This window comes from Micromonospora arida (genome assembly GCF_042873195.1).
GTDB lineage: Bacteria > Actinomycetota > Actinomycetes > Mycobacteriales > Micromonosporaceae > Micromonospora > Micromonospora arida.
The window spans coordinates 1,339,172-1,363,743 of the sequence record NZ_JBIALC010000001.1 but is presented as its reverse complement, the minus strand read 5'-3'; the positions used below and the strand labels follow the sequence as shown (position 1 = coordinate 1,363,743).

Sequence of the window (24,572 nt, the reverse complement as noted above, 5' to 3'; positions counted from 1 at the left end):
GGGAAACATGAGCCGCTTGCCGTACGTGAACCCGGCCGATGCCCCGGCGCCGGTCCGCGAGGCGCTGCAGGCCGCGCTTCCCCTGAGCTTCTTCCGCGTCATGGCCCACGCCGAGACGGCGTTTCCGGACTGGATGCGCTGGGGCGGCACGCTGCTCAAGGACCTGGCCCTCGACCCACTGCTCCGCGAAATCGCGATCCTGCGAGTTGCCCAGTTGAGCGACGTGACATATGAGTGGGCTCAGCACGAGCCCATCGCCCGCTCCGTCGGCGCCACGGACGAGATGATCCACGCGCTCGGGCGCGACGAGATCGGGGACGACTGTTTCACGTCAGACCAGCGGATCGTCCTGCGGTTCACGACCGAAGTCGTCCGCGACGTCCGCCCGCCCGACGAGACCACCGCCGCACTGAGCGGGCTGCTCTCCCCGCGCGAGGTGGTCGAACTCCTGATGGTGATCGGGCAGTACATGATGATCGCCCGGGTCGCCGCGGTAACGGACCTGGAAGTCGACAAGCCGATGGGCGCCGACGTTTACGGTGCGCGGCCCTGACTAGTGTCATGAGTACCTGTGCACCCCACATCGAACGTCGTGATTAGGCGCACTGGAGCCCACCATGTCCCGTCGATGAGACTCGATTCAACGCCGGCACAACAGCCGGTCGAGTTCGAGGGGCCCGGACCGCCAGCGGCAAGTTCGTCACTGTCTATCCGTTGGAGCCAGCCACCTGGGTCGGTCGACCCGCCTCAGCGGGCATGGCCGGACGTTCCGACCCAAGCGGGATGACCGGCGTAGACCGGCAGGCATGGAGGGCTGTTGCGGGTCGGGCACTTGACGACATCGTCGAAGATGGATGATCCAGGGCAGTTGCGCCCAGGAACATAGGTTCGCGTTCCTGATGGTCAGCGGGAGGGCGCCTTGACCGCACAGATTTCGGCCGTGGTGGCGATCGTTGCTGCGTTGATCTCGTGTGTTCAGTTGTTGGTCGGCCGGTCCGTCTCACGCGGGGGCATTCTGTCCGGTGCGATGACGAATCACTGGTCGGCCGAGAACGTGGCGCTGCGAGACGTGGTCTACGGACTGGAGAACAAGGAATACGCACAGTGGTCTGAGGAGGAGCGTGCTGCGGCGACTGCTGTAGGCATACAGATCTCGCAAATCGGCTTCCTGCTCCGCAATTCCTACGCTGACCGCAGGGCGTTCCTCGACTTCTGGTCGAACTGGTGCGTCCGACTCTTCGTCATCCTGTCGCCGATGATCGCCGACCTGCGCACGCGTCAAAACAGCCCAGATCAGTGGATCTACTTCGAATGGCTGGCGCGGAAGGCGTATCGGCACACGTTGCGTAGGCCCTGGTGGCAGCGGCATTCCTGGGCGTCACTGAAACGACAGACGCACCAACTGCCCGATCCCGATGCCCTGAGGTCGGCCGGGCACTCCCGTACAAGGGTCACTGACGGGGACTCCGCGACTCGACCCGAGGCGGGCGAGGAGGGCTGACCCCGGGGGGCCGGGGCGCTCGTCTCCGTGGTGGCTCCGGTCGCGAATCTGCCGAAAACGCCCTCGCTCCACCGCGTCGAGTGGCGGTAGTCGATGGCGGCAGTCGTTCTCTGCCTCCGTTCCGGGGTCTTGGCGTGGCTCGACGAGGTGGTCGCCCGAGATCTCATGGTGCGAGGTGACGTCGTTCGGTAGCGGACAGACCTTCGATGGCCCTATTGTGCTAGGCAACTAGTGGAATGGGGTGGCGAGGTGATCGAGTTTCACCTGGACGCACGGTCCGGGGTCGCACCGTACATGCAGCTCATCCGACAGGTACGGCACGCGCTCCGGCTCGGAGTCCTGAACGAAGGCGACAAGCTGCCCACCGTGAAGGAGGTGGTGGCCCGGGTCGCGATCAACCCGAACACGGTGTCCAAGGCGTATCGCGAGTTGGAGTACGAGGGCCTGGTCACCGCCCGGCCAGGACTGGGCACGTTCGTCACTCGCACGCTCGGCGGCGACTCGCTGAGCAAGCACGAACCGCTGCGGCAGGGCCTGGCCCGCTGGCTGACCGAGGCACGGGAGGCGGGCCTGGACGACGAGAGCATCGAGGCGCTCTTCCTCAGTAGCTTTCGGGCATTTTCGGAGGCCCGAGGATGACTAGCGCCTTGATCGCGGACGCTCTGACCAAGCGGTACGGGCGGCGTTCCGCACTGAAGGACTGCACTCTGGACATTCCGGCCGGTCACGTCGTGGGCCTGGTCGGGCCGAACGGCGCCGGTAAGTCCACGCTGCTGCAACTGGCCTGTGGGCTGCTCGATCCGACCGCGGGGCGGATCGAGGTGCTCGGCGCGCGGCCGGTCAGCGGGTCGCCGCGGGTCGGGTTCGTCGCGCAGGACACCCCGGTCTACGCCGGTCTGACCGTTGCCGACCACCTGCGGATGGGCGCGCACCTCAACCCGTCCTGGGACGCTGCGCTCGCCGAGCGGCGCATCGCCCAGGTCGGCCTCGATCCGGCACAGAAGGCGGGCAAGCTCTCCGGTGGCCAGCGCGCCCAACTGGCCCTGACCGTCGCGGCGGCGAAGCGTCCCAATCTGCTGCTGCTCGACGAGCCGGTGGCGGCACTCGACCCGCTCGCCCGGCGCAACTTTCTGCAGGGGTTGATGGAGCTGACCGCAGAGCAGGGCATGAGCATCGTGATGTCCTCGCATCTGGTCGCCGACCTGGAACGGGTCTGCGACCACCTGATCGTGCTGGTCGCCTCTCGGGTGCGGGTGGCCGGCGAGGTGGACGACCTGCTCGCCACCCACCACCGTCTGGTCGGGCGGCGGCGCGACACCGCCGACCTGGGCGCCGGGCGAGCCCTGGTCGAGCAGAGTCACACCGAGGTGCAGTCGACCCTGGTGGTGCGCAGCACTGCGCCGATCGTCGACCCGTCCTGGCAGGTCGACCGGCTGGACCTGGAGGACATCGTGCTGGCGTACATGAGCGGTGCCACCGGCGACGGGCCGGACCGGGTTCTGGAGGGACAGCGATGATCTGGATGACCTGGCGGCAGTTCCGGACTCCGGCCCTGGCCACCGGCGCCCTGTTGCTGGCGCTCCTGGGCGGTCTGGCGCTGACCTGGTCGGAGGTGACGGAGCTGGCCACGCAGACCGGATACACCGGCTGCCAGGGCGATGCCTGTCGTGCCGCCGGCGAGGCGTTCCTGCAGGCGTTGCAACGGGGATGGGCGAGTGAGTTCCACATCGCCGCCATCGGGGCCCTGTACCTGCTGCCCGCCCTGGTGGGCATCTTCTGGGGCGCACCGCTGGTGGCCCGGGAGTTGGAGTCCGGCACGTACCGCATGGTCTTCAGCCAGTCCGTCAGCCGCGGCCGCTGGCTGCTGGTCAAACTGGCGGCCGGCTGCGGTGCCGCCGCGCTCGGTGCCGGCCTGCTCAGCCTGGTGCTGACCGAGTGGGCGCAGCCGATCGACGGGGCCTCGGCGGACCGGATGAACCCGCTGGTGTTCGCGGCCCGGGGGATTGTGCCGATTGGCTACGCGACGCTGGCCTTCGTGGTGGGTGTCGCCACGGGGCTGCTGCTGCGGCGGACTCTCGCCGCGATGGCGGTGACCCTGCTGGTGGTGATCAGCCTGCAGATCGCCGCGCCGTTCGTGGTGCGACCCTGGCTGGCTCAGCCGGTCACCACGGTCAGCCCTCTGCAGTTCGACGGTGATTACGGGATCTCGATGAGCCCTGACACAGGGCGGATGACGGTCCATTTCGAGCCCGACCGCAGGGGTGACTGGATCGTGTCGAGCACCACGATCACCTCGACCGGAGCGGAGTTCAATGGTCCGGCCGATATGACCCAGTGCGGGCCGAGGGCGTCCGGTGGGCGCGAGGCGTGCCAGAGTTGGCTGGGGAAGCAGAACCTCAGCCTGAAGGTGAGCTACGTGCCCGGCTCGAAGTTCTGGGACCTGCAATGGCGGGAGTTCGGCGTGCTGTTCGCGTTGACCGTCGCGCTGTCCCTGTTCTCCCTCTGGTGGGTCCGCCGCCGACTGGTCTGACGGCACAGCCAGCGGCCGAGAATCCGCGCCTCCCGGACCGCCCTGCCTAAGGCGAGTGGCGCCGTCGGGTGAGAGCACGGTCGACTCCACCGTGGGCGGTGATCGGATGCTGGCAGGCCGTGGTGCAATCCGACAGATACCACCCTGAAACGACCTCAATCGTCATCAGGCTCAGGTGGCCGCCAGCTCCCGAGTGACCCGCCCGGACTACGTCGTTTCAGGTGCTTGACCTGTCAATTTTCCTCCGGTAGTTTAAATTTGCATCTACCGATATCTATGAAAGCAGGTGAAGCGTGCTGTTGAAATCCATCGCCATCGCCGCGTCCGTCGCAGGCGTGCTGGCCACCGCCCCCGCCGCCTCGGCGGCAGCACCCGGAGTGTCGATACAAGGCTGGGGGGCCGGGAACTGCCCGCAGGGCATGCTCTGCATCTGGCCCAACTGGAATCACCCGCCGCAGGGTCCCGTGGAGACGCCGTCTCTGACGACCAACAGCGAGTGGACCGGCAGCATCCAGGGGTTCAGCTTCTACAACGGCACAGGCCGCGACGCCGTAATATCCGGGTTCACTTTCGGCTCGTCGATTCCCTTCAAGAACTGCGCTCCTGCCGGCGGGACCGGGGGCGACCTGTATATACCGGTCAAGGTGACGAAGGTGACTTGGCAACTGACCCCCTGCTGATCCTTCACTGGTGGCGCGCAGGTGGGTTGAAGCGGGGCATTAGATGTTCGGTGCCGCCAGGGAGAGTGTGCGGCGACTCAGTCTGCCGGTACCGGAGCGACACCCACCGCAGCCCGCGTGCCGGAGCCGCGGTTTCTGGTCGACGCTGTGCGGCGTCGTTCGCGCCCAGCACAGCCAGCCGATCCGATGCGCGCTTCCGCGAACCCGTTGGCTCCGGCCGCGGTGCAGTTGCAGGCGTTGACCGATCCGACAACGGCGCGATTGCCGTCGGTTATCGCAGTACATCCGAATCAGCTGCCCCAGCGGCTTGATCCGGTGGTGGTTGGCGGCGGATGACCAGCAGGGCGATGTCGTCGTTGGGGTGCTCGTCCGCGGTGGTGACCATGATGTGGTCGCACAACGCCTCGGCTGGCCCGGACCGCACGGCGTCGGCGAGGCGCTCGATGCCGGTGTCGATGACTTCGCTGCGGCGTTCGATCAGTCCGTCGGTGTAGAAGACGAGCGCCGCGCCCGGCGGCAGGTCCAGGACGGTGGTGCGGCGACTGGTTGATGGTCGGCCTACACCCAGTGGCCGGTCCACCGGCAGGTTGACGGGCTGGGTGGGCTGGCCGGGCACAGCCAGCAGTGGTGGCAGATGGCCTGCGGAGGAGAAGTGCACCCTCGTGCGGTCGGGTGTGATCAGGGCGTAGACGGCGGTGGTGAGGGTGCCCGCTTCGAAGTGGTGGATCTTGCGGTCGAGGGAGGTCAGCGCCACGGCGGGATCGTCGGAATCGAGCGCGTAGGCGCGTAGCGCGCTGCGGATGCGTCCCATGACGACGGCGGATCGCAGCCCGTGGCCAGAGACATCACCGATGACGGCACCCAGCCAACCCGAGGGCAACGTGAACACGTCGTACCAGTCGCCGCCGATGCCCAGGTCGTGGCCGGGCACGTACCGGGCGGCCAGGTCCAGGCCGGGGATGTCGGGTAGCCGGCCGGGCAGCAGGCTGTGTTGCAGGGCCAGCGCCGCCTGCCGGTCGAGGACCTGCGCTCGAGCCTGACCTGCGAGGCTGGCACGATCGGCAACGAGCTGCAACAGCTGCACGTCGTCGGGGCCGAACCGCCGCATGGCCAGGGAGCCGACGTGCAGCACGCCGACGAGGTTGCCGTTGGCGAGCATGGGCACACCCAGCAGGGCACGTACGCCCGTGGCGAGCAGGATGGGATTGACAACATCGTCGGGTGTGACGTCATGGATCGTGACCGGCGCGCGTGTCGCCGCCACTCTTCCGGCGAAGCCGCGTCCGACCCGGATGCGGAACCCGCGGCGTACTTCCTCCTCCAAGCCCTTGGCCGCGGTCGCGACGAGCTCGCCGGTGTGGTCGTCCAGCAGGAGGATGGTGGCGGTGTCGACCTTGAGCAGGTCCCGGACCCGCTCAAGTAGCTCGTCGAGCAACTCGGCGACGTTCAGCCCCGACAGGGCAGCATCGGTGATCGCCTCGATACGTCGCAGCCGCTCCTCGTTCGTCACCACCTCGGCATCGGCCACCCACGCAGCCTAGACGCCGGCACGACGCCGACGGGACGTCAGGACCGAGATCAACAGTGTCGTGCCTCCGACGTGGGGTACCTTCCCATGTCACATTGATGCAATGGTCGCCTGGTGAACCGTTCCGGGAAGCTGTCCACGCCCAATGCCACCGGCTTCACGTCCGACAGGGAGGGGAATCAATGGTGAACCCGCCGCTCGACCACGATGCCCCCACCGCCAGGAAACCCCTGCTCACGGTGTCATTCACCCTCGCCGACCTCAACCGCGTCCGACACGAGGTTGAGGCCGCCAGTCGCCGGTGCGGCCTCGACCACGACGAAATCGAGAACTGGGTCATCGCGGTCAACGAACTGATGATCAACGTGGTTCGGCACGGGGGCGGCAGAGGTGACTTACGCCTGCTCATGGACCGCCGGCTGACCTGTGAAGTCAGCGACCAGGGGCGGGGGTTCAACACCGCTCGCTACGTTCCGCCCACCGAGCGACCGCCCCTGTCCGACGCGGGAGGAATGGGCCTGTGGGTGGTCGGGCAGATGGCCGACTACCTCCTCGTCGACAGCGGACCGGCAGGCACCACCATCCGCATCGCGGCACGCGCCCGCGGCAGTCTCGGATAGCCGTCACCCGCGCGGCCCGAGGAACTGCTCGTAACTGTCTCGTCGGCGCTGGCGCGGCACACCGGTGACCGGCCGGCGTAGCCACGCGATGGCCCACCGCCGGGCGACGATTGGCGGCAGAGCTGCGGCGCCATGTCGCCGCGGAGGGCAAGGCGCCAAGTGGCACCGTTCCGACGATCCAACGTGGAGGAAGGGCGGGTGTACCGTCGCCGCATGACGGTGCTGCAGGAGTTTGTCGCCGCTCTTTCCAGCGGCCGGATCCAGGTTGTCGACCTCACCGCTCCGCTGTCGGACCAGACCCCGATCCTGGGTCTGCCCGAGCAGTTCGGCCAGACCTGGCCGTTCCGGCTCAGCGAGATCAGCCGGTACGACGACCGTGGTCCGGCCTGGTACTGGAACAACTTCTCCACCGGCGAGCACACCGGCACCCACTTCGACGCCCCGGTGCACTGGGTCACCGGTCAACAGGGCGCCGACGTGTCGCAGGTCCCGGTGAGCCAGTTGATCGCCCCGGCAGTGGTGATCGACCACGCCGCCGACGCCGCCGACGACCCTGACTTCCTGCTGGAGATCGAGCACGTCAAGGCGTGGGAGGCGGAACACGGCGCCCTGCCCGCCGGTGGCTGGCTGCTCTACCGCACCGGTTGGGACGCGTACGGCGACGACCCGGAGCGGTACGCCAACGCCGGGCGCACCCCGGGCATCTCCGTGGAGTGCGCCCGCTGGCTGGCCGAGGAGTCGCCGATCCAAGGCGTCGGGGTGGAGACGGTAGGGACCGACGCGGGGGCCGCGCACTCGTTCGACCCGCCGTTCCCGTGCCACTCGTTCCTGCTCGGCCAGGACAAGTACGGCCTGACCCAGCTCCGTAACCTGGCGCAGTTGCCGGCGACCGGCGCGGTGGTGATCGCCGGGCCGCTGCCCATCGTCTCCGGGTCGGGCAGCCCGTGCCGGGTCCTCGCGCTTGTCGAACGGTAGGCCGGGCCACCGATGCGGGTAGCCGAGGTGGTCGGGCGGGTCCTGTACGGACACGGCGCACGGCACGTCTTCGGGGTGGTCGGCAGTGGCAACTTCCATGTCACGAACGCGCTCGTCGCGGCCGGCGCCCGGTTCGTGGCGGCGGCCCACGAGGGCGGCGCGGCGAGCATGGCCGACGGGTACGCCCGCACCGCCGCGACGGTGGGACTGCTCTCGGTGCACCAGGGTCCAGGCATCACCAACGCGCTGACCGGCCTCACCGAGGCCGCCAAGAGCCGTACCCCGATGGTTGTTCTGGCCCCGGAGGCGACCGCGCCCCGGTCGAACTTCTTCATCGACCTGCCGGCACTCGCCGCCGCGGTCGGGGCCGACTTCCACCGGGTACGCGCGACGCACGCGGCCGAGGACACGGGCGCGGCGTACCGGGCCGCAGCCCGGGGCGCGACGGTGGTGCTGGGCCTCCCGTTGGAGGTGCAGCAAGCGGTGACCGAACCGTGGTCCGGCCTCGTCCCGGCGGTCGCGCCGACCCCGGTCACCGCTCCGCAGATCGAGCCGTTGCTGGCCGCACTCCAGGCCGCACGTCGACCGGTCTTCATCGCCGGTCGGGGCGCGCGGTCGGCCCGGGAACCGCTGACCCGGCTCGCCGACGCGTGCGGTGCACTGCTCGCGGTCTCGGCCGCCGCGAAGGGTCTGTTCGTCGGGAACCCGTGGAACCTCGACGTCGCCGGCGGCTTCGCCACCCCGCTCGCCGCCGAGCTGATCGGCACGGCGGACCTGGTCGTCGCCTGGGGCAGCACGCTGAACATGTGGACCACCCGGCACGGCGAACTGATCCCACCCTCCGCCGTCGTCGTCCAGGTGGACCACGACCCGGCCGCGTTCGGGGTCAACCGCCCGGTCGACCTGGCGGTGGCCGGCGAGGTGACGGCGGTCGCCGAGGCGTTGCTCGCCCGGCTGGGCGTCGGCTCCAGCGGGCCCGGGGGCGCGCGGACCGGCGGGTGGCGTACGCCGGAGCTGGCACAACGGATTCGTGACCATGGCCGGTGGCGGACCGTTCCGTACCAGGATGAGGGCGGCGGTGCGCCGACGACGATCGACCCGAGGACTATCTCGGCCGCCCTGGACGACCTGCTGCCGGCCGACCGGACGGTGGTGGTCGACTCCGGCAACTTCATGGGCTACCCGTCGATGTGGCTCGACGTGCCGGACGTGGCCGGATTCTGTTTCACCCAGGCGTTCCAGTCGGTCGGGCTCGGGCTGGCCAGTGCGCTCGGCGCGGCGGTCGCCCGCCCGGACCGGCTCACCGTGGCCGCAGTCGGCGACGGGGGCTTCGTCATGTCCGCCACCGAACTGGTCACCGCCGTCCGGCTGGCGCTACCCCTGCTCGTGGTGATCTACGACGACGCGGCGTACGGGGCGGAGGTGCACCACTTCGGCCCGGACGGGCACCCGTTGGAGACGGTCACCTTCCCCGAGACCGACCTGGCCGCGATCGCCGGTGGCTACGGCTGCGACGGGTTGACCGTCCGGACCGTCGACGACCTCGAACCGGTACGCCACTGGCTCGCTGGTCCCCGTACCCGACCGCTGGTGATCGACGCCAAGGTCAGCGCCGCGCGCGGCTCGTGGTGGTTGGAGGAGGCGTTCCGTGGCCACTGAGCCACCGTCGTACCTCACGTAGGTCAGGCGTAGGCGACCCGGTCCCGTCGGGGGCGCGCACACGAGGGTCGTCCGGCGGCAGGTGGCAGACTCATCGGCGTGGACGACGTGGCCGCATCGACGGTGGATGGTGAGCTGGAGAGCGTCAGCCTGGTGGACCTCGCCGTCTCTCGGCTGACCCGGGAAATCCTCAGCGGCAAGAGCGACCCGGGCGAGCGCCTGGTGGAGGAGCAGTTGACCCGGCGGCTGGGGATCAGCCGGGCTCCGTTGCGGGAGGCGCTGCGGCTGCTGGCCCAGCAGGGGCTGGTCGAGCACGTGCCCCGGCGCGGTGTTCGGGTCGCCACCCTGTCGGACCGCGACGTGCGGGAGCTGTACGAGCTGCGTGACGTGCTGGAACGCTTCTCGGTACGGGCGGGGATCCCGTCGTTCGGGCCGCGATCTTCGCCGGCTCCGGTGCACCGTTGTCGTTCATCGGGTTGATCCACGGCGAACGGATCGAGTGGAACGCCAACGGCCAGGTGGCGCTCGGCTACCTCTTCGTCGCGGTGATCTGTGTGGTCTTCGCGCTGGGCCGCCCCACGCCCCGCGATCCCGGCCCGGAGGAGGTCGAGCCGGACGTGGAACCGGGTCGGACCGGGCCGGTCACCGATCGGTCAGCGGAAGAGCAGCGGACGTCGGCCCTGAGCGGGTGAGCCGGCCGGCCCGGTCGGGGGCGTCACGGCTCTCGACCGGCCCGGGAAGTTCCTGACCGAACGGATCGAAGGGACGTACCGCATGGAGATCGACCGGACGGACGTGGCCGCCGAGGTGGCGGCGGCCTTCAGCCACCGACTGACGGAGTACGCGCCGTCCGGGACCGGACCCGGACGGCGCGTACTCCGACATGGCGCGCGGTACTAGTTGCGCCTGCTCCACTGCTGGTTGGCGCCGCCGTGGCAGGCCCAGAGGTGAAGTTGCGTCCCGTTGGCCGTGCCGGATGCGACGGCGTCGAGGCACAGCCCCGACTGGGCGCCGGTGATGGTGCCATTGGAGTTCAGGTTCCACTGTTGGTTGGCTTGGCCGTTGCAGTCCCAGATGATGACCGCGGTGCCGTTGCTGCTGCCCGCTCCGCTGGCGTCCAGGCACTTGTTGCCGTACACGGTCAGCGTGCGGTTGGCGGTGTAGGTCCAACGCTGGTTGGTGCCACCGTGACAGTCCCACAGTTGCGGACGAGCACCGTTCGTCGTGCTCGAGTTGGGAATGTCGATGCACCGGTTGGCCGGGCTGCTGGCGATCAGCACGTTCTGCTGGCCGGGCGGCGGGGTCGACGGCGGGGGAGTGGTGGGCGGCACGGTGGACCCGAACTGGGCGAAGAAGTTCCAGACCTCCTGCTTGACCCAGCTCCGCGCGCCGCTCTCACAGCCGGCGCACCCGTCCACCGGGCCCTGCTGGTGGCCACCGTCGAAGGCGGCCCAGAGCACCGGGTATCCGGCCTGGCAGGAGTACGCGGTGGTGATGTGGGTCAGGCTGCCAGCCCTCGGCTCGGGCGGGCTCTGTGCGGCGCATCCGTTGTTGCGGACGAACCTGTCGCGCAGCGACCGTCCGCTGGGGATGTTGTCGTTGATACCGTGGATCCCCAGGTACGCGACCGGTCCGGTGCCGCCGCTGCATCCGCTGATCGCCCCCGGGGCCGCGATTGCCGCGACCGCACGGAACACCGTCGGTCGGGAACACGCCAACGAGTAGCTCATCGCGCCGCCGTAGCTGAACCCGACCGAGAAGCGTTGTGTGGTGTCGACGCAGAGAGCGTTGTCGATCATGCGGATCATGTCGTCGGTGAAGGTGACGTCTTCACCGTTGGAGTTGCCCCAGCCGTTGTTGAGGCCCTGCGGGGCGACGAATATGGTGCTGTTGTTCGCCTGCGACTGCATGCCGTAGTAGGCCCACGCCGCACCGTCGCTTCCTCCCGACGCGACCTGACCGGCGGTGCCGCCCAGCCAGTGGAACCCGAAGGCCAGCCGGTGGGCGTAGGTGTTGTTGTAGCTGTCCGGCAGTCGAAGGATGAAACTACGGCTCTTCCCACCGCTCTGGATGGTGTGGGTGCCGCTGTTCAGCCCGGGCGCCTTGCCGCAGCCGGCAGTGGTGGCCGCCGCCGGTGCGACGGTCGTGAGAACGTACGTTCCGACGGCGATCAGAACCATGACCGCCATGGCTGCCCCCAGCCAGGGGCCGGAGAGTTTGCGAAGCGGCACGGTCGCGCCTCCTTGCGAGTGGTTGAACATCCGTTGGACCGGTCCCCTCTGCGGGAACCTCGTCGGGCTCAACTCCGGCTCCAGCGTTGGTTGGCCGCGCCGGTGCAGTCTGAGATCTGCACGCGCGTGCCGTTGGCCGTGCCGTTGCCGACCAGGCTCAGGCAGCGGCCCGAACCAACTCCGGTGATCGAGCCGTCGGCGTTGAACCGCCACTTCTGGTTGGACTGGCCGTTGCAGTCCCAAATGATCACCGAGCTGCCGTTCGCGGTGCCGGCGCCATTGACGTCGAGGCACTTGCCGCCAAAGACGCGCAGCTCCTGGGCGGCGGTCGAGGTCCAGCTCTGGTTGCTCTGACCGTGGCAGTCCCAGATGATCGCCGCCGCGCCGTTGGTCTGCGAGGCGCCGTTGACGTCGAGGCACCGTCCGGAGGACGTGCTGCGCAGGGCCGACGTGTCGCTCGGCGGCGGGGTGGTCGGTGGCGGAGTGGTCGGCGGTGTCGTGGGATCGGTGCCACCGAACTGGGTGAAGAACCTCCACACCTCGCCCTTGGTCCAGGTCCTGGCGCCGCTGTCTCCGCCGCCGTCCACCGGGCCGGGGGTGTGCCCGCCGTCGAAGGCTGCCCAGACCACCGGATAGCCGGACCGGCAGCCGGAGTAGGTGGTGGTGATGTGGGTCAGGCTGCCCGCCCTCGGTTCGGGTGGGCTCTGGGCGGTGCACCCGTTGTTCCGGACGAACGTGTCACGCAGGGACCGTCCGGCGGAGATGTTGAGCACCGAGTCCCCGAGGCCGTGGATTCCCATGTACGCGACCGGCTGGGTGCCGCCGCTGCACCCGCTGAGCTGCCCACCGGAGTAGACCGCGACAGCGCGGAAGACACCGGGCCGGGAACAGGCCAGCGAGTAGCTCATGCCCCCGCCGTAGCTGAAGCCGAGCGCGAAGCGCTGGGTGGTCTCGACACACAGATCGGCCTCGATCAGGCTGATCATGTTGTCCACGAAGGTGACGTCCTGGCCGCCGGGGTTGGCCCAGCCGTTCCCGTTGCCCTGGGGTGCGACGAAGATCGTGCTGTTGTTCGCCTGCTGCCGCAGCCCGTAGTAGGACCAGGCCGCCCCGTCGGACCCGCCGCCGTCGACGTCGTTCGCGGTGCCGCCGTTCCAGTGGAACCCGAAGATCAACCGGTAGGGGTGGTTCCTGTCGTAGTTGTCCGGGATCCTCAGGATGAAGCTGCGGTTCTGGCCGTTGCTCTGAATGGACCGCTGGCCACTGGTCAACGTGGGCGCCTTGCCGCACCCGGCGGTCGCCGCGGCCGCTCCGATGTCCGCGGCCGACGCGGTGGTGCTCAGACCACCGGCCAGTGCCCCGGCGCTCACGGTCACGACGACGGCCGCCGCCGTCGCGAGCAATCCAAGGATGGGTCTACGTCTTGTCATGAAGGGGCTCCCGCCATTCGGCACGAACTGGTTGAAAGGGGTCCACGGCCGACCGGCTCATCGACGCAGGTCTCCGCCGCTGGTCTCGCCGCCCGCGCGGGACCACTCGGCAATCGATTCGACAGTGGTCACCTCGCGCGCCCAAACATCACGAGACCGTTCGACCGACGGTGCCGGAGCACCTGGCTCGGCGTCGAATCGATTCGCTCCGACGCTAGATCGCGCAGTGAAAGATGTCAATGCCGTGTCCGGCAGGTTGCGGGCCGGTCGGGTCGGTCAGGCGCTCGTGAGATCGGCCGCGCCGAAGGAGACCGCGAACCGCTTGCACCAGATGGAGACGCTCCGGAAGTCACCTGGATCCACCGACGCCGGTAGCTCGTACACCTGGTTGCCCTTGTTGCCCTTGAGCTTCGCCAGCTCGACCCATTCGCCGTCGTCGAACACCCGCCAGCCAGCCGTGCCCCGGATGACCGGTTGGTCGGTCAGCCACACCCGCAGGTCCGGGCCGTTCGACGTGTCCAGGTCGCGGATGACGAGCTGGTGGCGCCCGTCGGCGAGCCGGTGGATCTCGGCACTGCCGGTCGTCCGGTGCTCATGGGTGACGAACTCGCCGGTGGTCAGGATCTCGTTCGCCGCTGGGGTGGCTGCGGAGGTCGCGGGGGCCGGCGTCGCGGATCCTGGGGTCGTGGACGCCGGGATCGGGGCGGCCGAGGTCGTCCCTACGCGGGGAATCGCTTCGTCGACGTAGGTGTCGGTGAAGAGCTTCCACGGCTGGAACCAGTAGAGGGCCAGCATCGCCACGACGACAGCGCCGGCGAGACCGGCTCGGACCACCGGCGACCGGAACATCCGTTTTCCCACCCCCGCAGCGTACGGCCGTAGCCGCCGTCGAACTGTTCGCGAACCCTTTCGGAACTCTTACGACCGGGGGCGTCCACTCAGCAGATGGCCACCTACCGACGCGACAGCGTCCGCGAACCGGGTGCCGGGTAGGTCAGCCTCGACCGCCAGCGCCGACGACCAGTCGTCGACATCCCGCAGCACGGGCAGGATCGTCGGTTGTACGCCGCGCCCCGCAGCGCGGCGAGGGTGCGGCGCCCGGTGTCGTCGGTCGACATGGGTACGTCGCGCAGCCCGCTCGCGTACCTCGGATCGCGCAACCCGAGTGCCCACCAGCCGCCGTCCAGCGCCGGTCCGAACACCGCCTCGTGTTCGGTGAGCCGCTCCAGCGCGGTGGTTAGCAGGGCCGGCCGGATCTGCGGGGTGTCCATGCCGATCTGCAGCACCGGCCGGCCGGGAAATGCCACCGCGGTGTCGCGTGGGCGTTCGCGAGGCGGTCGGCGAACGTGCCGGAGTCTGCTGCGTGGCTACGCTGGGCCGATGGACATCTGGGCGAGACGTTGACGGGGCGGGACGGGGAAGGTCCGTGACACAGCGCGTGCTGGTGGTCGACGACGATCAGACCGTGAGCGACGTCATCCGTCGTTACCTCGAGAACGACGGTTTCCAGGTGAGCCTCGCGGCTGACGGTGCGGCGGCACTGGCAGCCGTGGAGCGGCAGGCGCCACACCTGGTCGTGCTCGACCTCATGCTGCCGCTGATCAACGGTCTGGAGGTGTGCCGGGCGCTGCGGGTACGGCCGGACGGCGTACCGATCGTCATGCTCACCGCGCGCGGTGACGAGTCCGACCGGGTCCTCGGGCTGCAACTCGGCGCGGACGATTACCTGACCAAGCCCTTCTCACCCCGGGAACTGGTGCTGCGGGTCCGTTCGGTGCTGCGGCGCGCCGGCGGTGGAACGCCACCCGAGCAGCCGGAGGCGCTCACCGACGGCAACCTGGTGGTGCACACGGCCTCCCGAACCGCCCGCCTCGCCGGTGCGGATCTGGCCCTGACGTTGCGCGAGTTCGACCTGCTCGTCCACCTCATGCGACATCCGTCCCGGGTGTTCGGCCGGGCCGAACTTCTTGAGCAGGTCTGGGGCTGGAACTTCGGGGACCACTCGACCGTGACCGTGCACGTACGCCGGCTGCGAGAGAAGATCGAGGCCAACCCGGCCGATCCGCAGCGGATCGTGACCGTCTGGGGCGTCGGCTACCGCTACGAGCCGGCCGATGCGTGACGTACTCCTGATCTTCGCGATCGCCCTCGGCGCGGCACTCGGCATCGGGCTCGCCGGTGCGGTGCTGCTCCGCGCGCTGCGACGCAGCTCGATCACCGTGCACCTCAACGTGCTGCTCACCACCACTGTGGTCGCCGTCGCCGTCGGGGTGATGGCGGTCGCGAAAGCGATGTTCCTCTCCGCGCACGACCTTGAGGTGGTTCTGATCACCGTCGCGGCGGCAGCGGTGGTCAGCCTCGCCGTCGGCGGGCACTTCGGCCGGCGACTGGCCCGCGCCGCGGTCTGGCGCGACCAGGCCCGGGAGAGGGAACGGCAACTGGAGAAGGGCCGGCGCGACCTGGTCGCCTGGGTCTCCCACGACCTGCGGACCCCGCTCGCCGGGCTGAGGGCCATGGCGGAGGCGCTGGAGGACCGGGTGGTGCGTGATCCGGACACGGTCGACGAGTACCACCGGCGCATCCGACTGGAGACCGACCGGATGACCCGACTCGTCGACGACCTGTTCGAGCTGTCCCGGATCAACGCGGGAGCGTTGCGGTTGTCGTTGTCGGCGGTGCCGCTCGGAGAGGTGGTCTCGGACGCGCTGGCCAGCACCATCGCGTTGGCCGACGCTCGCAGGATCACGTTGATCGCCAGCGAGTCGGGGTGGCCGACGGTCGCCGCGAGCGAACCGGAGTTGGCCCGGGTCGTGGCGAACCTGCTGCTCAACGCGGTCCGCTACACCCCGACCGACGGCACCGTACGCATCGAAGCCGGCCGGGAGGACGACCACGCCTGGCTGTCGGTTGCCGACACCTGTGGCGGCATTCCCCCGGCCGACCTTCCCCGGGTGTTCGACATCGCGTTCCGTGGTGAGCCCGCCCGTTCGCCCGGCCCCGGTGACGGTGGGGCGTCCGGAGGGCTCGGCCTGGCCATCGTTCATGGCCTGGTGGAGGCGCACGGCGGTCGGGTCGAGGTGCGCAACACCCCCGACGGTTGCCAGTTCATGGTCCGCCTGGCCACCGCCTGAGGGCACGTTCGGTGGCGCTGTCGGCCAGTTTCTCCCACAGCGCGCGCAGGGCGTACCCGTCGTCCCCCAGGCCCGTCGACGGCTCTCGTCAGTCGATAACCATCGATGGAAGGTCCACATCGTGGGTCCACGCTGTTGGCCGGATCTGACTACGCTTTCCACTGTCTCGGACGCGATCGATGGAGGGCGCATGTCGGTGAATGAGCCGGCGAGCGGAGAGTTCGCTCGCATGCTGGACGCGACGGTTGGCGCGTTGCGCGCCGCCGGCGCTGCGCCGGAGGACGAGGAGGCGGCGCGGCTGCGTCGGGTCGGTGAGTCCGCCGAGGGGCAGGTCCGTGCCGAGTTCGGCGCCGATGGCCGGCTGGAGTCGCTGACGCTGGACCCACGGATGATGCGGCTCGGCGCGGCCGAGGTCTGCGACCACGTGATCGCGGCCGTGAACACGGCGATCGACTCGATGCGCGGCGGTGGCCCGGCGGTGGCCTCCGGCGACCTCTCGCAGCTCACCGAGCAGTTGGAGCAGGTTCGTGACACGGCCGTGCCGCGGCTCGGTGCGTTCCTGCAGGCGCTCACGGACGCGCAGGAGCGAATGGCCCGAGGAGGCTCCCGGTGAACGGCTTCGAGGTCGAGCCCACGCTGCTGCGTTCCGGCGGCGATCAGGTCATCGGCGCCGCCGAACGCTTCATCGGGCAGTTGGAGAGCTTCGAGGCGAAGATGCAGGGGTACGGCGAGCCGTGGGGTGCCGACGACATCGGCTCGCTGATCGGCATCGCGTACACGGAGGCGTCCACCTGGGTTCTGGACTGCATCGGCGTGGCCGCCGAGGAGATCGGATCGGCCGGCAGCGACCTGACGAAGATGGCCGACAACTTCGAGCTGGTCGAGGACGCCGCCGCGGGCGCGCTGCGGGACATCCAGGGAATGCTGGGGTGACGGCATGGGACTCCAACTGCCAGGTGAACTGATCACGGCACTCGGCTGGATCGGCTACAGCTGGCCCGAGGCCGACGAGGAAAAGCTGTTCGAGATGGGCCAGGCCTGGCTGGACTTCTCCGGCACGGTCGCCGACGCCTCCGGGGAGGCCGGTTCGGCTGCGGCGGCGATCTGGTCGCAGCACCAGGGCGAGTCGATGCAGGCGTTCCAGAAGTGGTGGTCCAATCCGGAGAGCGGCCCCGGAACGCTGCCGGACTACTCCCAGGCCGCGATGCTGATCGGGACCGGGTTGATCATCGCCGCCGCGATCGTGCTCGCGCTGAAGATCCAAGTGATCGTGCAGCTCGCGATCCTCGCCTTCGCGGTGGCTCAGGCGATCGCCACCGCCGTCGTCACGTTCGGCGCGTCGCTGGCCGAGGTCCCGATCTTCCAGATGATCACGCGAGAGATCGTCGGTCTGCTGATCGACCAGGTGATCCAGGAGCTCCTCGATGCCTAGCAGGGCGCCGAAGAGCTCGAAGAAGCGCGGTGGCGCGGGTAAGCCGAAGGTTGGCAAGGGCGTCCGCGCGGCGGTGAAGAAGGCCGCCGCCAAACCGGTGGTGCGCAACAACGACCTGCCCGAGGTCACGATCAAGGTGCAGCGCAAGTCGTTCCACGCACGCGGACAGTTTGACCGCAAGATGAACGCGCTGAAGAAGCTCAGCGACGAGGGCAAGCTGTTCAAGCAGGCGAACCCGGTCGCTCGGGACAAGAAGATCACGGCCGACTACAAGAAGCGCATTCGGCAGAAGATCTTCGACAAGTACTGGCCCCACGACAAGAAGATGGCTAACGCCCTCGCCGCCCGACTCCGCAAGCAACAGCCCGACCATGTGTGGGAGCTGCAACTCGGCGGCGCCGACGACGTTAGTAATCTGAAGCTTCTGCACGGCAGAACAAACTGGGATGTCGGCGGGCAAATCTGGCGTCAGATCATGAACCTGCCCGACGGCACACCGATCCGAATAGAGGTAGTGGATTGAATCCCGAGTTGCGGGAGCTCATCGCGGAGCTGCGTACCGACCTGGAAGCGGACCAGCCGGCGACGCTGGCGTGGGCACAGATCAACGAGGGCGCTCCGGCCGACCAGATTCCCGCCGAGCTGCCGCAGCCGGTCCGGGAGCTGCTGGAGACCGCCAACGGCATCCTGGCCGGCGCGTTCGACCTGCCCGGCGTCGCGGATCTCGACGACATCCAATACTACCTCGAGCAGATGCCCGGGTTCACCGGCGTCGCCGACGAACCCGCCGAGTGGTTCGTCATCGGCACACTGAACGACGAGCCGCTGCTGATCCGACGCGACACCGGCGCGGTCTGGTACTTCCCGGCGGAGACCACCGACGAGTGGTTCATGCGTGAGATGTTCCTCGACGTCGCGCCGGACCTCGACTCGTTCCTCGCCTACTACGTCTTCGGCGCCGGGTACGGGGAGGTCGGCTTCGACGACGACGAGTGGTGGGGCTTCCTCGACGAGCACGGTCTCACCACGCCCGGTGACGATGACGAGGAGGCGGACGATTGACCGCGACACATGAGGAGCTCACGGCGCTCTGGGGCGCCGATGGGATGATCTACTTCCCGGTCGACCGGTTCGACGACGTCCTCGGCCCGCTGACGCCAGAGGTCTTCCCGCCGTTCGGGGCCATCCCGGTCGACGTGCCGATCCTGTTCACCGTCGACGTCGACGTGTCCGGCATGGAGTTGTTCTCCAAGCTTAAGATCGAGATCGGCGAGGCCAGCCCACGCATCCACATCGTCCTCGGCAGCTCACCCGAGGACCCACAGCTGCTCTTCTGCCTCGACGCGCTGACCGGCGGCGTCGTGCTGCTGGATCTGGAGACCCCCAACTTCGAGGCCGTCAACGCGACCTTCGCCGCGTTCGTCGAGTTCCTCTACCGGCTCGGGCAGCTCATCGCCACGGACCCGGGCGGTCGGGCCCGCGCCGCCCGCGCCGCCGCGATCCGGGAGGAACTGATGGGCGTCGACTCGTCCGCGTTCGCCGACCCGAAGTCCTGGTGGAGCATGGCCTTCGATCAGCTGGAGTCCACCAGCGGCTAGGCTCGTCGCGGCCGGCCCGGCCGGGATAGCACAGGCGCCGTCGAGGATGCGCTGGTGGTTCGCCGCGCCCGCGGCACCGGTACGGACGCGATCGGCTGCTCCGACGGTGCTGCCTCTCGACGCCATGCCTCGGCGAGGAGGGCGTAGGTGTAGCCGTCCACCCAGCCCAGTTCGGCGTGCCAGGAATCGCCGACGCCGTGCTGTTCACGACGCATGCCGACCTTCTCGAGGATTCGCACCGAGGCGAGGTTGTCCGCGAAGCAGCCGGCGGTGATTCTCCGAACGCCCAGCCGGTCGAATGCGTGCGCCACCACCGCGGTCACCGCCTCGGTCGCGTACCCATTTCCGCCGTAGGCTGGATCGAAGATGTAGCCGAGCTGTGCCTCGGTCCGTGGTGGCATGCCGGGTTGACCCATGCCGTCGACGACGGCGAGCGAGACGGTTCCGATCACCACGCCGTCGAGCGTGGCCGCCATGCTGTGGTCGTCGGGGTCTGCCGCCGCGCGTCGCCATGCCGCGCGGAAGGACGCAGGGTCGACCTGCGTGCGGAGTAGCCAGCGCGTGACCTGCGGCAGATTGCGGTACTCCAGGATCCGGTCGACGTCTTCGTCCCGCACCGGGCGAAGCTCGAGGCGTTGAGTGCGTACGCTGGTGTTCTCCATGAGGCGGGACGCTAGTGGACGCACCCCGGCGAGACGCCCGATTATTGGTCCGCCCGACCGACATGTGGCGCCCACCTCATCCGTATGACGCACACGAGGGCGAGTGTCACGACGCGTCGTCTCGGGTCGCCGTAAACTTCGATCATGAGGCGAGACCTCACGGAGGCCCGCGACTTCCTCGAGTACCAGGCCACGCGCTCGTAGCAGGGAGGACCGGCATTCCGGTCAGCTCAACGAGGTGGCTTCCAGGGCTCAACGACCTGGCCCACTGCCCTCGGCGAGTTTCTTCAGGTTGAGCAACTGTCGCCGAGCCATGATCAGGTCGCCGACGGACAGCCCGGGTGCGACCCAGCGGGTCGTCTGCATGACGACCTTGAGCAGCAAGCGTGTCGTGCCCTGCTCCTGAGGCACGAGGACGTAGGACATGAAGGCGCCCATGATGGTGCTCGTGAGTTGTCTGCCGGGGTCGACCGCGACGATCCTGCCCAACTTTCGTCCGCCAGCGGTGGTGAACGACTCTCCGACGTGGGGCTCGGGTAGGCCCTCCAGTTGTTGAGGTGAGCGGCGGCCGAGGTTGTCGATCCAGTCGTACGAGTACGGGGCAAGCCTCAGTTGGGCTACCCACGGCCACACCGCCGGGGCGGGCACGTCGATCCGCACTCCCCGCCACGCCTGGAGAGTGGGTGAGACGACGAAGTCGTCGCAGGGATAGGTACGCAAGGTCTCGCTGTTGGTCACGCCCCACCGGTCACCGATCACGCATCCATCGTCCGCCATGCGGCGGCCTTGACGGCAAGCCGATCGGCTTGCCGTCAAGCATTGTCGGGCGTCCTGGAGCCGGTCGTGTGAGACGAGTGCGGCGGTTGACCCAGGAGTGGGGCTCAGTCGACCCGTTGGGCCAGCACCTGCCCCGGCCAGGTCCCGGCCAGGAAGGTCTCGGTGGGAGTGAACCCCTGGCGCTCGTAGTACGCCACCAACTCGCCACCGCTGCCCGCCCAGCAGTCGACCCGTAGCAACCGCACGCCTGCTCGCCGGGTTTCCTCGACGGCGTGTGCCAACAGTGCCGACCCGAGTTTCTGGCCGGCGAATCGTCGGTCGGAGACCAGGAGGCGGACGTACCGCTCGGGTTCTTCCGCAGGCGCGATCGGTGCCCGCGGATCGGGCCCGGAACCCAACACCAGCACTGCGGCCGGCGTTCCATCCACTTCCGCGATGAACGGGAGGTTCTCGGTCAGGTACCGATCGACCTGCTTCACCCTTGCGGGCTGTTCGGAGAACGGCGTCGTGCCCCACTGCTCGGTGTTGCCGTGGTCGTTCATCCAGACCACCGCGGAGTCGAGCATGGCCAGTACGGCAGGCGCGTCGGCCGGGCCGCCACCCCTGACGAGTACGCCGCGGGTGGTGTCGTCCATGGCGGAATGATAATCCGCGGCTGCCGACCACTACCGAGGCGATCATCGGGCCTGGCTCTCGCCCTCAGGGCCAAAACCTCGGGAGGCCAGGGTCCGATTCATCGCCGCCAGTAGGCGCTCGAGGGTTCTGCGGTCGCTGTCGGTCAGGCCGCGAAGGATGGCCGCCTCGTTGGCCAGGTGTTCCTCGATGAGCCGGTCGGTCAACGCCACGCCGGCCGACGTCAGCCCGACCACCCTGCCGCGCGCGTCGGCTGCGGAGACCGAGCGGGACACGAGGCCGCGGGCGATCAGCCGGTCCACCCGCTTGGTCACGGCTCCCGTGGTCACGAGCATCCGTTGGCTCAGCTGGCCCGCCGTGAGCGTGTAGGGCTCGCCCTCGCGGCGCAGCGCCGCGAGCACGTCGAAGTCGCCGTTGCCGAGGTCCGCCGCGGCGAACGGCGGCCGCAGGGCCACATCGAGTACGGCGGCCAGCTGCTGGATGCGACCGATGATCAGCAACGGGGTGGGGTCGAGGTCTGGTCGCTCGCGACCCCACTGCCCAACGATGTCGGCGATCCGGTCGTCATCCACTGTTGCATCTTACCTTCCGGGGAAGATAACTTGTCTTCCATGGAAGACAACTCGCCTCGAACGTCGGATCCGGTGGTCACGGCGTACGTGGATCCGTCCTGCCCGTTCGCCTGGATCACCTCCCGCTGGCTCATGGAGGTCGCCAAGATGCGGCCGCTCACCCTGCGGTTCGAGGTGATGAGCCTCGCGGTGATCAACGAGCATCGTGATCTGGAGCCCTGGTACCGCGAATTCAACGACCGGGCGTGGGGTCCGGCCAGGGTGTGTGTGGCGGCCGCCGCGCAACACGGCTCCGCCGCCCTCGCACGGCTGTACCCGGCGCTCGGCCGCCGGATCCACGACGCCGGCGACAAGGACTTCGACACCGTCGTCCCGCTGGCGCTGGCCGAGGCCGGCCTACCCGCCGACCTGGCCGACGCCGCCCACCGCAGCGACCTCGACCCGCAGATGCGGGCGAGCACCGCCCACGCACAGCAACTGGTGGGCGAGGACCTCGGCACCCCGACGGTCGTCGTCGACGACGTGGCCTTCTTCGGCCCCGTGCTGACCTCGATCCCTCGTGGTGAGGAGGCCGTCCGCGTCTTCGACGGCGCTCGCCTGCTCGCCGGCTGCCGGGCTTTCTCCGAGCTCAAACGCGCCCGGTCCGACGGCCTCACCTTCGCGTAGCTCCACCACCGCCGCTGGTGCCCGCCCTCCGCCAGGTACGAGTCCTGCGCCCGCTCCCGGCTGAGGCGTTCTGTGCTGCCGGGGCAGATGCGACGCGGGTGGCACCGCCGACGACAATGCGAGCGTGACCGACACCGTACCGGCTTCGCTGCCTGCTGTGATCGAACTCGTCGATGAGTACATGTACCGCGTGCTGAAGGGCGCAGAGGACTCGGTGCTGGTGATCGGGGAGCTGATGGGGGCGCTGACCGAGCTGAACGCCGAGGTCAGCGAGGGGAGTGTTGGCAAGCTCTACCCACTATTCGGGGACCTGTCGGACATCGTCGACGGCTTCCCGTTCGACTACGGCGACGGTACTGAGATGATCGCCCAACGCGAGATCCGCGACGCTGCCTGGGACTGGATGACCACGGCGCGTAACGCCGACGGGTTGAAGACCTACGTCGACCGCTGGATCGCGAGAAGCGCAGCCTTACCGACCATCGAGGACGGGCGGCCGTTCCGCGACGTCGCAAGATAGTGGGGTGGCGGCGGGTTCGCATCGAGCGTGTGAGGGCTGCCGCCCATCATCGGCTCTCGGGGTGGGCGTCGCGGCGGCCGCGAGCACGTGGTCGCGGTCGAAAATGCGGGGGTACGCGGAGCGCCGGTGCCGCACACTCGCCATCATGCTGGCATCGGTTCGTAGCGTCGCGGATCTGGCCGCTGCGCAGGCGCAGGGTCATCAGGTCAAATTCCTGTTCTTCTGGGGGCACCAGCCCGAACGTGACGGGGGTGTCGGTGCAGGCTGCCTGAGCCAGTGGTGGCCGGCGCCGTTCACCGCCGACGACATGCGGTTCGCCACTGCGGAGCACTACATGATGTGGCGCAAGGCCGCCCTTTTCGGCGACCGCGCGATGGCGGAACAGATCCTCGCCGCGCCGCATCCCCACGCCGCGAAGGTGCTGGGGGGACGCGTCGCGGGTTTCGATCAGCAGACCTGGAGTGAACACCGCTTCGCGATCGTGGTGGCCGGCAACCTCGCGAAATTCGATCAGCATCCCGCGCTCCGGGCGTTTCTGCTGGCCACCCGGCAGCGAGTCCTGGTGGAGGTCAGCCCGGTCGACCGGATCTGGGGCATCGGCCTGAACCGCGACGATCCGGCTGCGGGTGACCCCGGCTGTTGGCGAGGGCTCAACCTGCTCGGCTTCGCGCTCATGCAGGTGCGTGAGGTGCTCGACGATCAAGGTCGGCAGGGGACGGCTCCGGCATGACTCCCGGCGTCGACCGACGTCCGGTCATCTTCCTCGACGTGGACGGACCACTGATCCCGTTCAAGGCCCGACCGGTTGGCCGGAGACGTTCGTCGGGCGGTACCGCCAAGCGGGAGACGGAAGACACCGGCAATCCCCTCCTTGATCGTCTCAACCCGGATGACGGTCGTCGGCTGCTCGCCCTGGGCTGCCGGTTGGTCTGGGCAACGACGTGGATGGCGGAGGCGAACGAGGTCGTCTCCCCCCGGCTCGGGCTTCCGGACCTGCCCGTCGTCGATTGGCCCGACGACGACGAGGAGACGGGGCGTGGCCTGCACTGGAAGACCGCGTTCCTGACCCGGTGGGCAGCAGGAGGCCCCTTCGTCTGGCTTGACGACGAAATCACCGACGCCGACCGCCGATGGGTGAGGGCTCACCACCCGGCACGGGCGCTGCTGTATCGCGTTGACCCGTACACGGGCCTGACCGAGGCGGACTTCGCCGTGGTCCATCGATGGATTCAGGTCGCGGGGGAGCGGCCACGGTCGATCCCTTGACACTCGTAGATGCGATCGCTAACACTTGTCCGCAACGCGAACTTAACGAGCCGAACACATTGCGTCTGTGGTCGTGTGACGCGCCAGAGGCACCGCTGCGAACACTCCATCCGGTCGCCAGGCCCGCCCAAAGCCTGAGCCCGGACGCCGCCTGCTCTTGT

At 68.8% G+C, this 24,572-nt stretch carries 31 protein-coding genes and 1 pseudogene; 23 read left to right on the top strand and 9 right to left on the bottom strand.

Annotated elements, in window-relative coordinates:
* Positions 1-25 precede the first annotated feature (25 nt).
* The 6 genes from ACFYP0_RS06340 to ACFYP0_RS06315 all read left to right on the top strand — a co-directional run bounded on the left by ACFYP0_RS06340 (position 26) and on the right by ACFYP0_RS06315 (position 4,711).
* The gene (locus ACFYP0_RS06340) at positions 26-553 is read left to right on the top strand and encodes a carboxymuconolactone decarboxylase family protein (RefSeq protein WP_356975341.1); all 528 of its coding nucleotides are present in this window, start codon (positions 26-28) and stop codon (positions 551-553) included.
* 366 nt (positions 554-919) lie between these two features.
* Positions 920-1,501 carry a DUF4760 domain-containing protein gene (locus ACFYP0_RS06335; RefSeq protein WP_356974697.1) on the top strand — a complete coding sequence of 194 codons (582 nt, stop codon included), beginning with the start codon at positions 920-922 and terminating at the stop codon, positions 1,499-1,501.
* A gap of 249 nt (positions 1,502-1,750) precedes the next feature.
* Positions 1,751-2,140 carry a GntR family transcriptional regulator gene (locus ACFYP0_RS06330; RefSeq protein ID WP_124853702.1) on the top strand — a complete coding sequence of 130 codons (390 nt, stop codon included), beginning with the start codon at positions 1,751-1,753 and terminating at the stop codon, positions 2,138-2,140.
* Positions 2,137-3,018, top strand: a complete 882-nt coding sequence (locus tag ACFYP0_RS06325; protein ID WP_356974700.1) for an ABC transporter ATP-binding protein — start codon at positions 2,137-2,139, stop codon at positions 3,016-3,018. The genes ACFYP0_RS06330 and ACFYP0_RS06325 overlap by 4 nt, the downstream gene beginning before the upstream one ends.
* Positions 3,015-4,031, top strand: a complete 1,017-nt coding sequence (locus tag ACFYP0_RS06320; protein WP_386994721.1) for an ABC transporter permease subunit — start codon at positions 3,015-3,017, stop codon at positions 4,029-4,031. The genes ACFYP0_RS06325 and ACFYP0_RS06320 overlap by 4 nt, the downstream gene beginning before the upstream one ends.
* Before the next feature lie 293 nt (positions 4,032-4,324).
* Positions 4,325-4,711, top strand: a complete 387-nt coding sequence (locus ACFYP0_RS06315) for a hypothetical protein (protein WP_356974704.1) — start codon at positions 4,325-4,327, stop codon at positions 4,709-4,711.
* Positions 4,712-4,982: 271 nt separating this feature from the next.
* On the opposite strand, the gene ACFYP0_RS06310 is transcribed toward ACFYP0_RS06315, so the two are convergent.
* Positions 4,983-6,239 (bottom strand): PP2C family protein-serine/threonine phosphatase, encoded by a 1,257-nt coding sequence (locus tag ACFYP0_RS06310; protein WP_386994720.1) that lies wholly within the window; start codon positions 6,237-6,239, stop codon positions 4,983-4,985.
* Between the two features lie 182 nt (positions 6,240-6,421).
* Between ACFYP0_RS06310 and ACFYP0_RS06305 the strand changes: the two genes are divergently transcribed.
* From ACFYP0_RS06305 to ACFYP0_RS06285, 5 genes are all read left to right on the top strand, one after another.
* Complete coding sequence (locus ACFYP0_RS06305; RefSeq protein ID WP_356974708.1) at positions 6,422-6,859, top strand: ATP-binding protein; 438 nt, start codon at positions 6,422-6,424, stop codon at positions 6,857-6,859.
* Positions 6,860-7,072: 213 nt separating this feature from the next.
* Complete coding sequence (locus tag ACFYP0_RS06300; RefSeq protein ID WP_355496674.1) at positions 7,073-7,834, top strand: cyclase family protein; 762 nt, start codon at positions 7,073-7,075, stop codon at positions 7,832-7,834.
* A gap of 12 nt (positions 7,835-7,846) precedes the next feature.
* On the top strand, positions 7,847-9,493 hold the full coding sequence (locus ACFYP0_RS06295) for a thiamine pyrophosphate-binding protein (protein WP_386994717.1): 1,647 nt from the start codon (positions 7,847-7,849) through the stop codon (positions 9,491-9,493).
* A gap of 99 nt (positions 9,494-9,592) precedes the next feature.
* Entirely contained in the window at positions 9,593-9,973 is a 381-nt protein-coding gene (locus ACFYP0_RS06290; RefSeq protein WP_386994714.1) for a GntR family transcriptional regulator, read from the top strand.
* The gene (locus ACFYP0_RS06285; RefSeq protein WP_356974717.1) at positions 9,955-10,185 is read left to right on the top strand and encodes a hypothetical protein; all 231 of its coding nucleotides are present in this window, start codon (positions 9,955-9,957) and stop codon (positions 10,183-10,185) included. Before ACFYP0_RS06290 ends, ACFYP0_RS06285 begins: the two co-directional genes overlap by 19 nt.
* 204 nt (positions 10,186-10,389) lie before the next feature.
* Here the strand turns inward: ACFYP0_RS06285 and ACFYP0_RS06280 are convergent, their stop codons facing one another.
* From ACFYP0_RS06280 to ACFYP0_RS06265, 4 genes are all read right to left on the bottom strand, one after another.
* Positions 10,390-11,673, bottom strand: a complete 1,284-nt coding sequence (locus tag ACFYP0_RS06280; protein WP_386994854.1) for a ricin-type beta-trefoil lectin domain protein — start codon at positions 11,671-11,673, stop codon at positions 10,390-10,392.
* Positions 11,674-11,792: 119 nt separating this feature from the next.
* Positions 11,793-13,154 (bottom strand): ricin-type beta-trefoil lectin domain protein, encoded by a 1,362-nt coding sequence (locus ACFYP0_RS06275; RefSeq protein ID WP_386994711.1) that lies wholly within the window; start codon positions 13,152-13,154, stop codon positions 11,793-11,795.
* 276 nt (positions 13,155-13,430) lie between these two features.
* Positions 13,431-14,015, bottom strand: coding sequence for a DM13 domain-containing protein (locus ACFYP0_RS06270; protein WP_386994709.1), 585 nt, complete (start codon positions 14,013-14,015; stop codon positions 13,431-13,433).
* 92 nt (positions 14,016-14,107) lie between these two features.
* Complete coding sequence (locus ACFYP0_RS06265) at positions 14,108-14,461, bottom strand: TIGR04282 family arsenosugar biosynthesis glycosyltransferase (RefSeq protein ID WP_386994707.1); 354 nt, start codon at positions 14,459-14,461, stop codon at positions 14,108-14,110.
* A gap of 119 nt (positions 14,462-14,580) precedes the next feature.
* On the opposite strand from ACFYP0_RS06265, the gene ACFYP0_RS06260 reads away from it, so the two are divergent.
* From ACFYP0_RS06260 to ACFYP0_RS06225, 8 genes are all read left to right on the top strand, one after another.
* Positions 14,581-15,276 (top strand): response regulator transcription factor, encoded by a 696-nt coding sequence (locus tag ACFYP0_RS06260; RefSeq protein WP_386994705.1) that lies wholly within the window; start codon positions 14,581-14,583, stop codon positions 15,274-15,276.
* On the top strand, positions 15,269-16,285 hold the full coding sequence (locus ACFYP0_RS06255; RefSeq protein ID WP_386994702.1) for a sensor histidine kinase: 1,017 nt from the start codon (positions 15,269-15,271) through the stop codon (positions 16,283-16,285). Before ACFYP0_RS06260 ends, ACFYP0_RS06255 begins: the two co-directional genes overlap by 8 nt.
* Positions 16,286-16,475: 190 nt before the next feature.
* Positions 16,476-16,898, top strand: coding sequence for a YbaB/EbfC family nucleoid-associated protein (locus ACFYP0_RS06250; RefSeq protein ID WP_124860995.1), 423 nt, complete (start codon positions 16,476-16,478; stop codon positions 16,896-16,898).
* Complete coding sequence (locus ACFYP0_RS06245) at positions 16,895-17,218, top strand: hypothetical protein (protein ID WP_386994700.1); 324 nt, start codon at positions 16,895-16,897, stop codon at positions 17,216-17,218. The genes ACFYP0_RS06250 and ACFYP0_RS06245 overlap by 4 nt, the downstream gene beginning before the upstream one ends.
* A 4-nt stretch (positions 17,219-17,222) precedes the next feature.
* The gene (locus tag ACFYP0_RS06240; RefSeq protein WP_112622710.1) at positions 17,223-17,717 is read left to right on the top strand and encodes a WXG100-like domain-containing protein; all 495 of its coding nucleotides are present in this window, start codon (positions 17,223-17,225) and stop codon (positions 17,715-17,717) included.
* Entirely contained in the window at positions 17,710-18,240 is a 531-nt protein-coding gene (locus ACFYP0_RS06235) for an endonuclease (protein WP_112583473.1), read from the top strand. The genes ACFYP0_RS06240 and ACFYP0_RS06235 overlap by 8 nt, the downstream gene beginning before the upstream one ends.
* Positions 18,241-18,248: 8 nt before the next feature.
* Positions 18,249-18,779, top strand: a complete 531-nt coding sequence (locus ACFYP0_RS06230) for a hypothetical protein (protein WP_386994698.1) — start codon at positions 18,249-18,251, stop codon at positions 18,777-18,779.
* Positions 18,776-19,315, top strand: a complete 540-nt coding sequence (locus ACFYP0_RS06225; RefSeq protein ID WP_355496707.1) for an SUKH-4 family immunity protein — start codon at positions 18,776-18,778, stop codon at positions 19,313-19,315. Before ACFYP0_RS06230 ends, ACFYP0_RS06225 begins: the two co-directional genes overlap by 4 nt.
* 113 nt (positions 19,316-19,428) lie before the next feature.
* Here the strand turns inward: ACFYP0_RS06225 and ACFYP0_RS06220 are convergent.
* The 4 genes and pseudogenes from ACFYP0_RS06220 to ACFYP0_RS06205 all read right to left on the bottom strand — a co-directional run.
* Positions 19,429-19,977, bottom strand: a pseudogene (locus ACFYP0_RS06220) (GNAT family N-acetyltransferase); the annotation flags it as partial.
* A 252-nt stretch (positions 19,978-20,229) separates the two neighbouring features.
* Positions 20,230-20,754, bottom strand: a complete 525-nt coding sequence (locus ACFYP0_RS06215; RefSeq protein WP_356974734.1) for a polyketide cyclase — start codon at positions 20,752-20,754, stop codon at positions 20,230-20,232.
* 104 nt (positions 20,755-20,858) lie between these two features.
* Positions 20,859-21,389 carry a GNAT family N-acetyltransferase gene (locus ACFYP0_RS06210; RefSeq protein WP_356974736.1) on the bottom strand — a complete coding sequence of 177 codons (531 nt, stop codon included), beginning with the start codon at positions 21,387-21,389 and terminating at the stop codon, positions 20,859-20,861.
* 42 nt (positions 21,390-21,431) lie between these two features.
* Positions 21,432-21,959, bottom strand: coding sequence for a MarR family winged helix-turn-helix transcriptional regulator (locus tag ACFYP0_RS06205; protein ID WP_124860983.1), 528 nt, complete (start codon positions 21,957-21,959; stop codon positions 21,432-21,434).
* Between the two features lie 39 nt (positions 21,960-21,998).
* Between ACFYP0_RS06205 and ACFYP0_RS06200 the strand changes: the two genes are divergently transcribed.
* From ACFYP0_RS06200 to ACFYP0_RS06185, 4 genes are all read left to right on the top strand, one after another.
* The gene (locus tag ACFYP0_RS06200; protein ID WP_355496720.1) at positions 21,999-22,625 is read left to right on the top strand and encodes a mycothiol-dependent nitroreductase Rv2466c family protein; all 627 of its coding nucleotides are present in this window, start codon (positions 21,999-22,001) and stop codon (positions 22,623-22,625) included.
* 124 nt (positions 22,626-22,749) lie between these two features.
* Positions 22,750-23,145, top strand: a complete 396-nt coding sequence (locus ACFYP0_RS06195) for a hypothetical protein (protein ID WP_356974738.1) — start codon at positions 22,750-22,752, stop codon at positions 23,143-23,145.
* A 145-nt stretch (positions 23,146-23,290) separates the two neighbouring features.
* Positions 23,291-23,875, top strand: coding sequence for an NADAR family protein (locus ACFYP0_RS06190; protein ID WP_356974741.1), 585 nt, complete (start codon positions 23,291-23,293; stop codon positions 23,873-23,875).
* Positions 23,872-24,411, top strand: coding sequence for an HAD domain-containing protein (locus ACFYP0_RS06185; protein WP_356974743.1), 540 nt, complete (start codon positions 23,872-23,874; stop codon positions 24,409-24,411). The genes ACFYP0_RS06190 and ACFYP0_RS06185 overlap by 4 nt, the downstream gene beginning before the upstream one ends.
* Positions 24,412-24,572: the final 161 nt, after the last annotated feature.

What these genes read in the sequence shown, in the direction of transcription:
- ACFYP0_RS06235 (WP_112583473.1), top strand. Translation starts at nt 17,710, where the DNA reads ATGCCTAGCAGGGCGCCGAAGAGCTCGAAGAAGCGCGGTGGCGCGGGT.
- ACFYP0_RS06300 (WP_355496674.1), top strand. Translation starts at nt 7,073, where the DNA reads ATGACGGTGCTGCAGGAGTTTGTCGCCGCTCTTTCCAGCGGCCGGATC.
- ACFYP0_RS06275 (WP_386994711.1), bottom strand. Translation starts at nt 13,154, where the DNA reads ATGACAAGACGTAGACCCATCCTTGGATTGCTCGCGACGGCGGCGGCC.
- ACFYP0_RS06250 (WP_124860995.1), top strand. Translation starts at nt 16,476, where the DNA reads ATGTCGGTGAATGAGCCGGCGAGCGGAGAGTTCGCTCGCATGCTGGAC.
- ACFYP0_RS06320 (WP_386994721.1), top strand. Translation starts at nt 3,015, where the DNA reads ATGATCTGGATGACCTGGCGGCAGTTCCGGACTCCGGCCCTGGCCACC.
- ACFYP0_RS06240 (WP_112622710.1), top strand. Translation starts at nt 17,223, where the DNA reads ATGGGACTCCAACTGCCAGGTGAACTGATCACGGCACTCGGCTGGATC.
- ACFYP0_RS06185 (WP_356974743.1), top strand. Translation starts at nt 23,872, where the DNA reads ATGACTCCCGGCGTCGACCGACGTCCGGTCATCTTCCTCGACGTGGAC.
- ACFYP0_RS06255 (WP_386994702.1), top strand. Translation starts at nt 15,269, where the DNA reads ATGCGTGACGTACTCCTGATCTTCGCGATCGCCCTCGGCGCGGCACTC.
- ACFYP0_RS06190 (WP_356974741.1), top strand. Translation starts at nt 23,291, where the DNA reads ATGCTGGCATCGGTTCGTAGCGTCGCGGATCTGGCCGCTGCGCAGGCG.
- ACFYP0_RS06200 (WP_355496720.1), top strand. Translation starts at nt 21,999, where the DNA reads ATGGAAGACAACTCGCCTCGAACGTCGGATCCGGTGGTCACGGCGTAC.
- ACFYP0_RS06325 (WP_356974700.1), top strand. Translation starts at nt 2,137, where the DNA reads ATGACTAGCGCCTTGATCGCGGACGCTCTGACCAAGCGGTACGGGCGG.
- ACFYP0_RS06280 (WP_386994854.1), bottom strand. Translation starts at nt 11,673, where the DNA reads ATGGTTCTGATCGCCGTCGGAACGTACGTTCTCACGACCGTCGCACCG.
- ACFYP0_RS06305 (WP_356974708.1), top strand. Translation starts at nt 6,422, where the DNA reads ATGGTGAACCCGCCGCTCGACCACGATGCCCCCACCGCCAGGAAACCC.
- ACFYP0_RS06215 (WP_356974734.1), bottom strand. Translation starts at nt 20,754, where the DNA reads ATGGCGGACGATGGATGCGTGATCGGTGACCGGTGGGGCGTGACCAAC.
- ACFYP0_RS06210 (WP_356974736.1), bottom strand. Translation starts at nt 21,389, where the DNA reads ATGGACGACACCACCCGCGGCGTACTCGTCAGGGGTGGCGGCCCGGCC.
- ACFYP0_RS06295 (WP_386994717.1), top strand. Translation starts at nt 7,847, where the DNA reads ATGCGGGTAGCCGAGGTGGTCGGGCGGGTCCTGTACGGACACGGCGCA.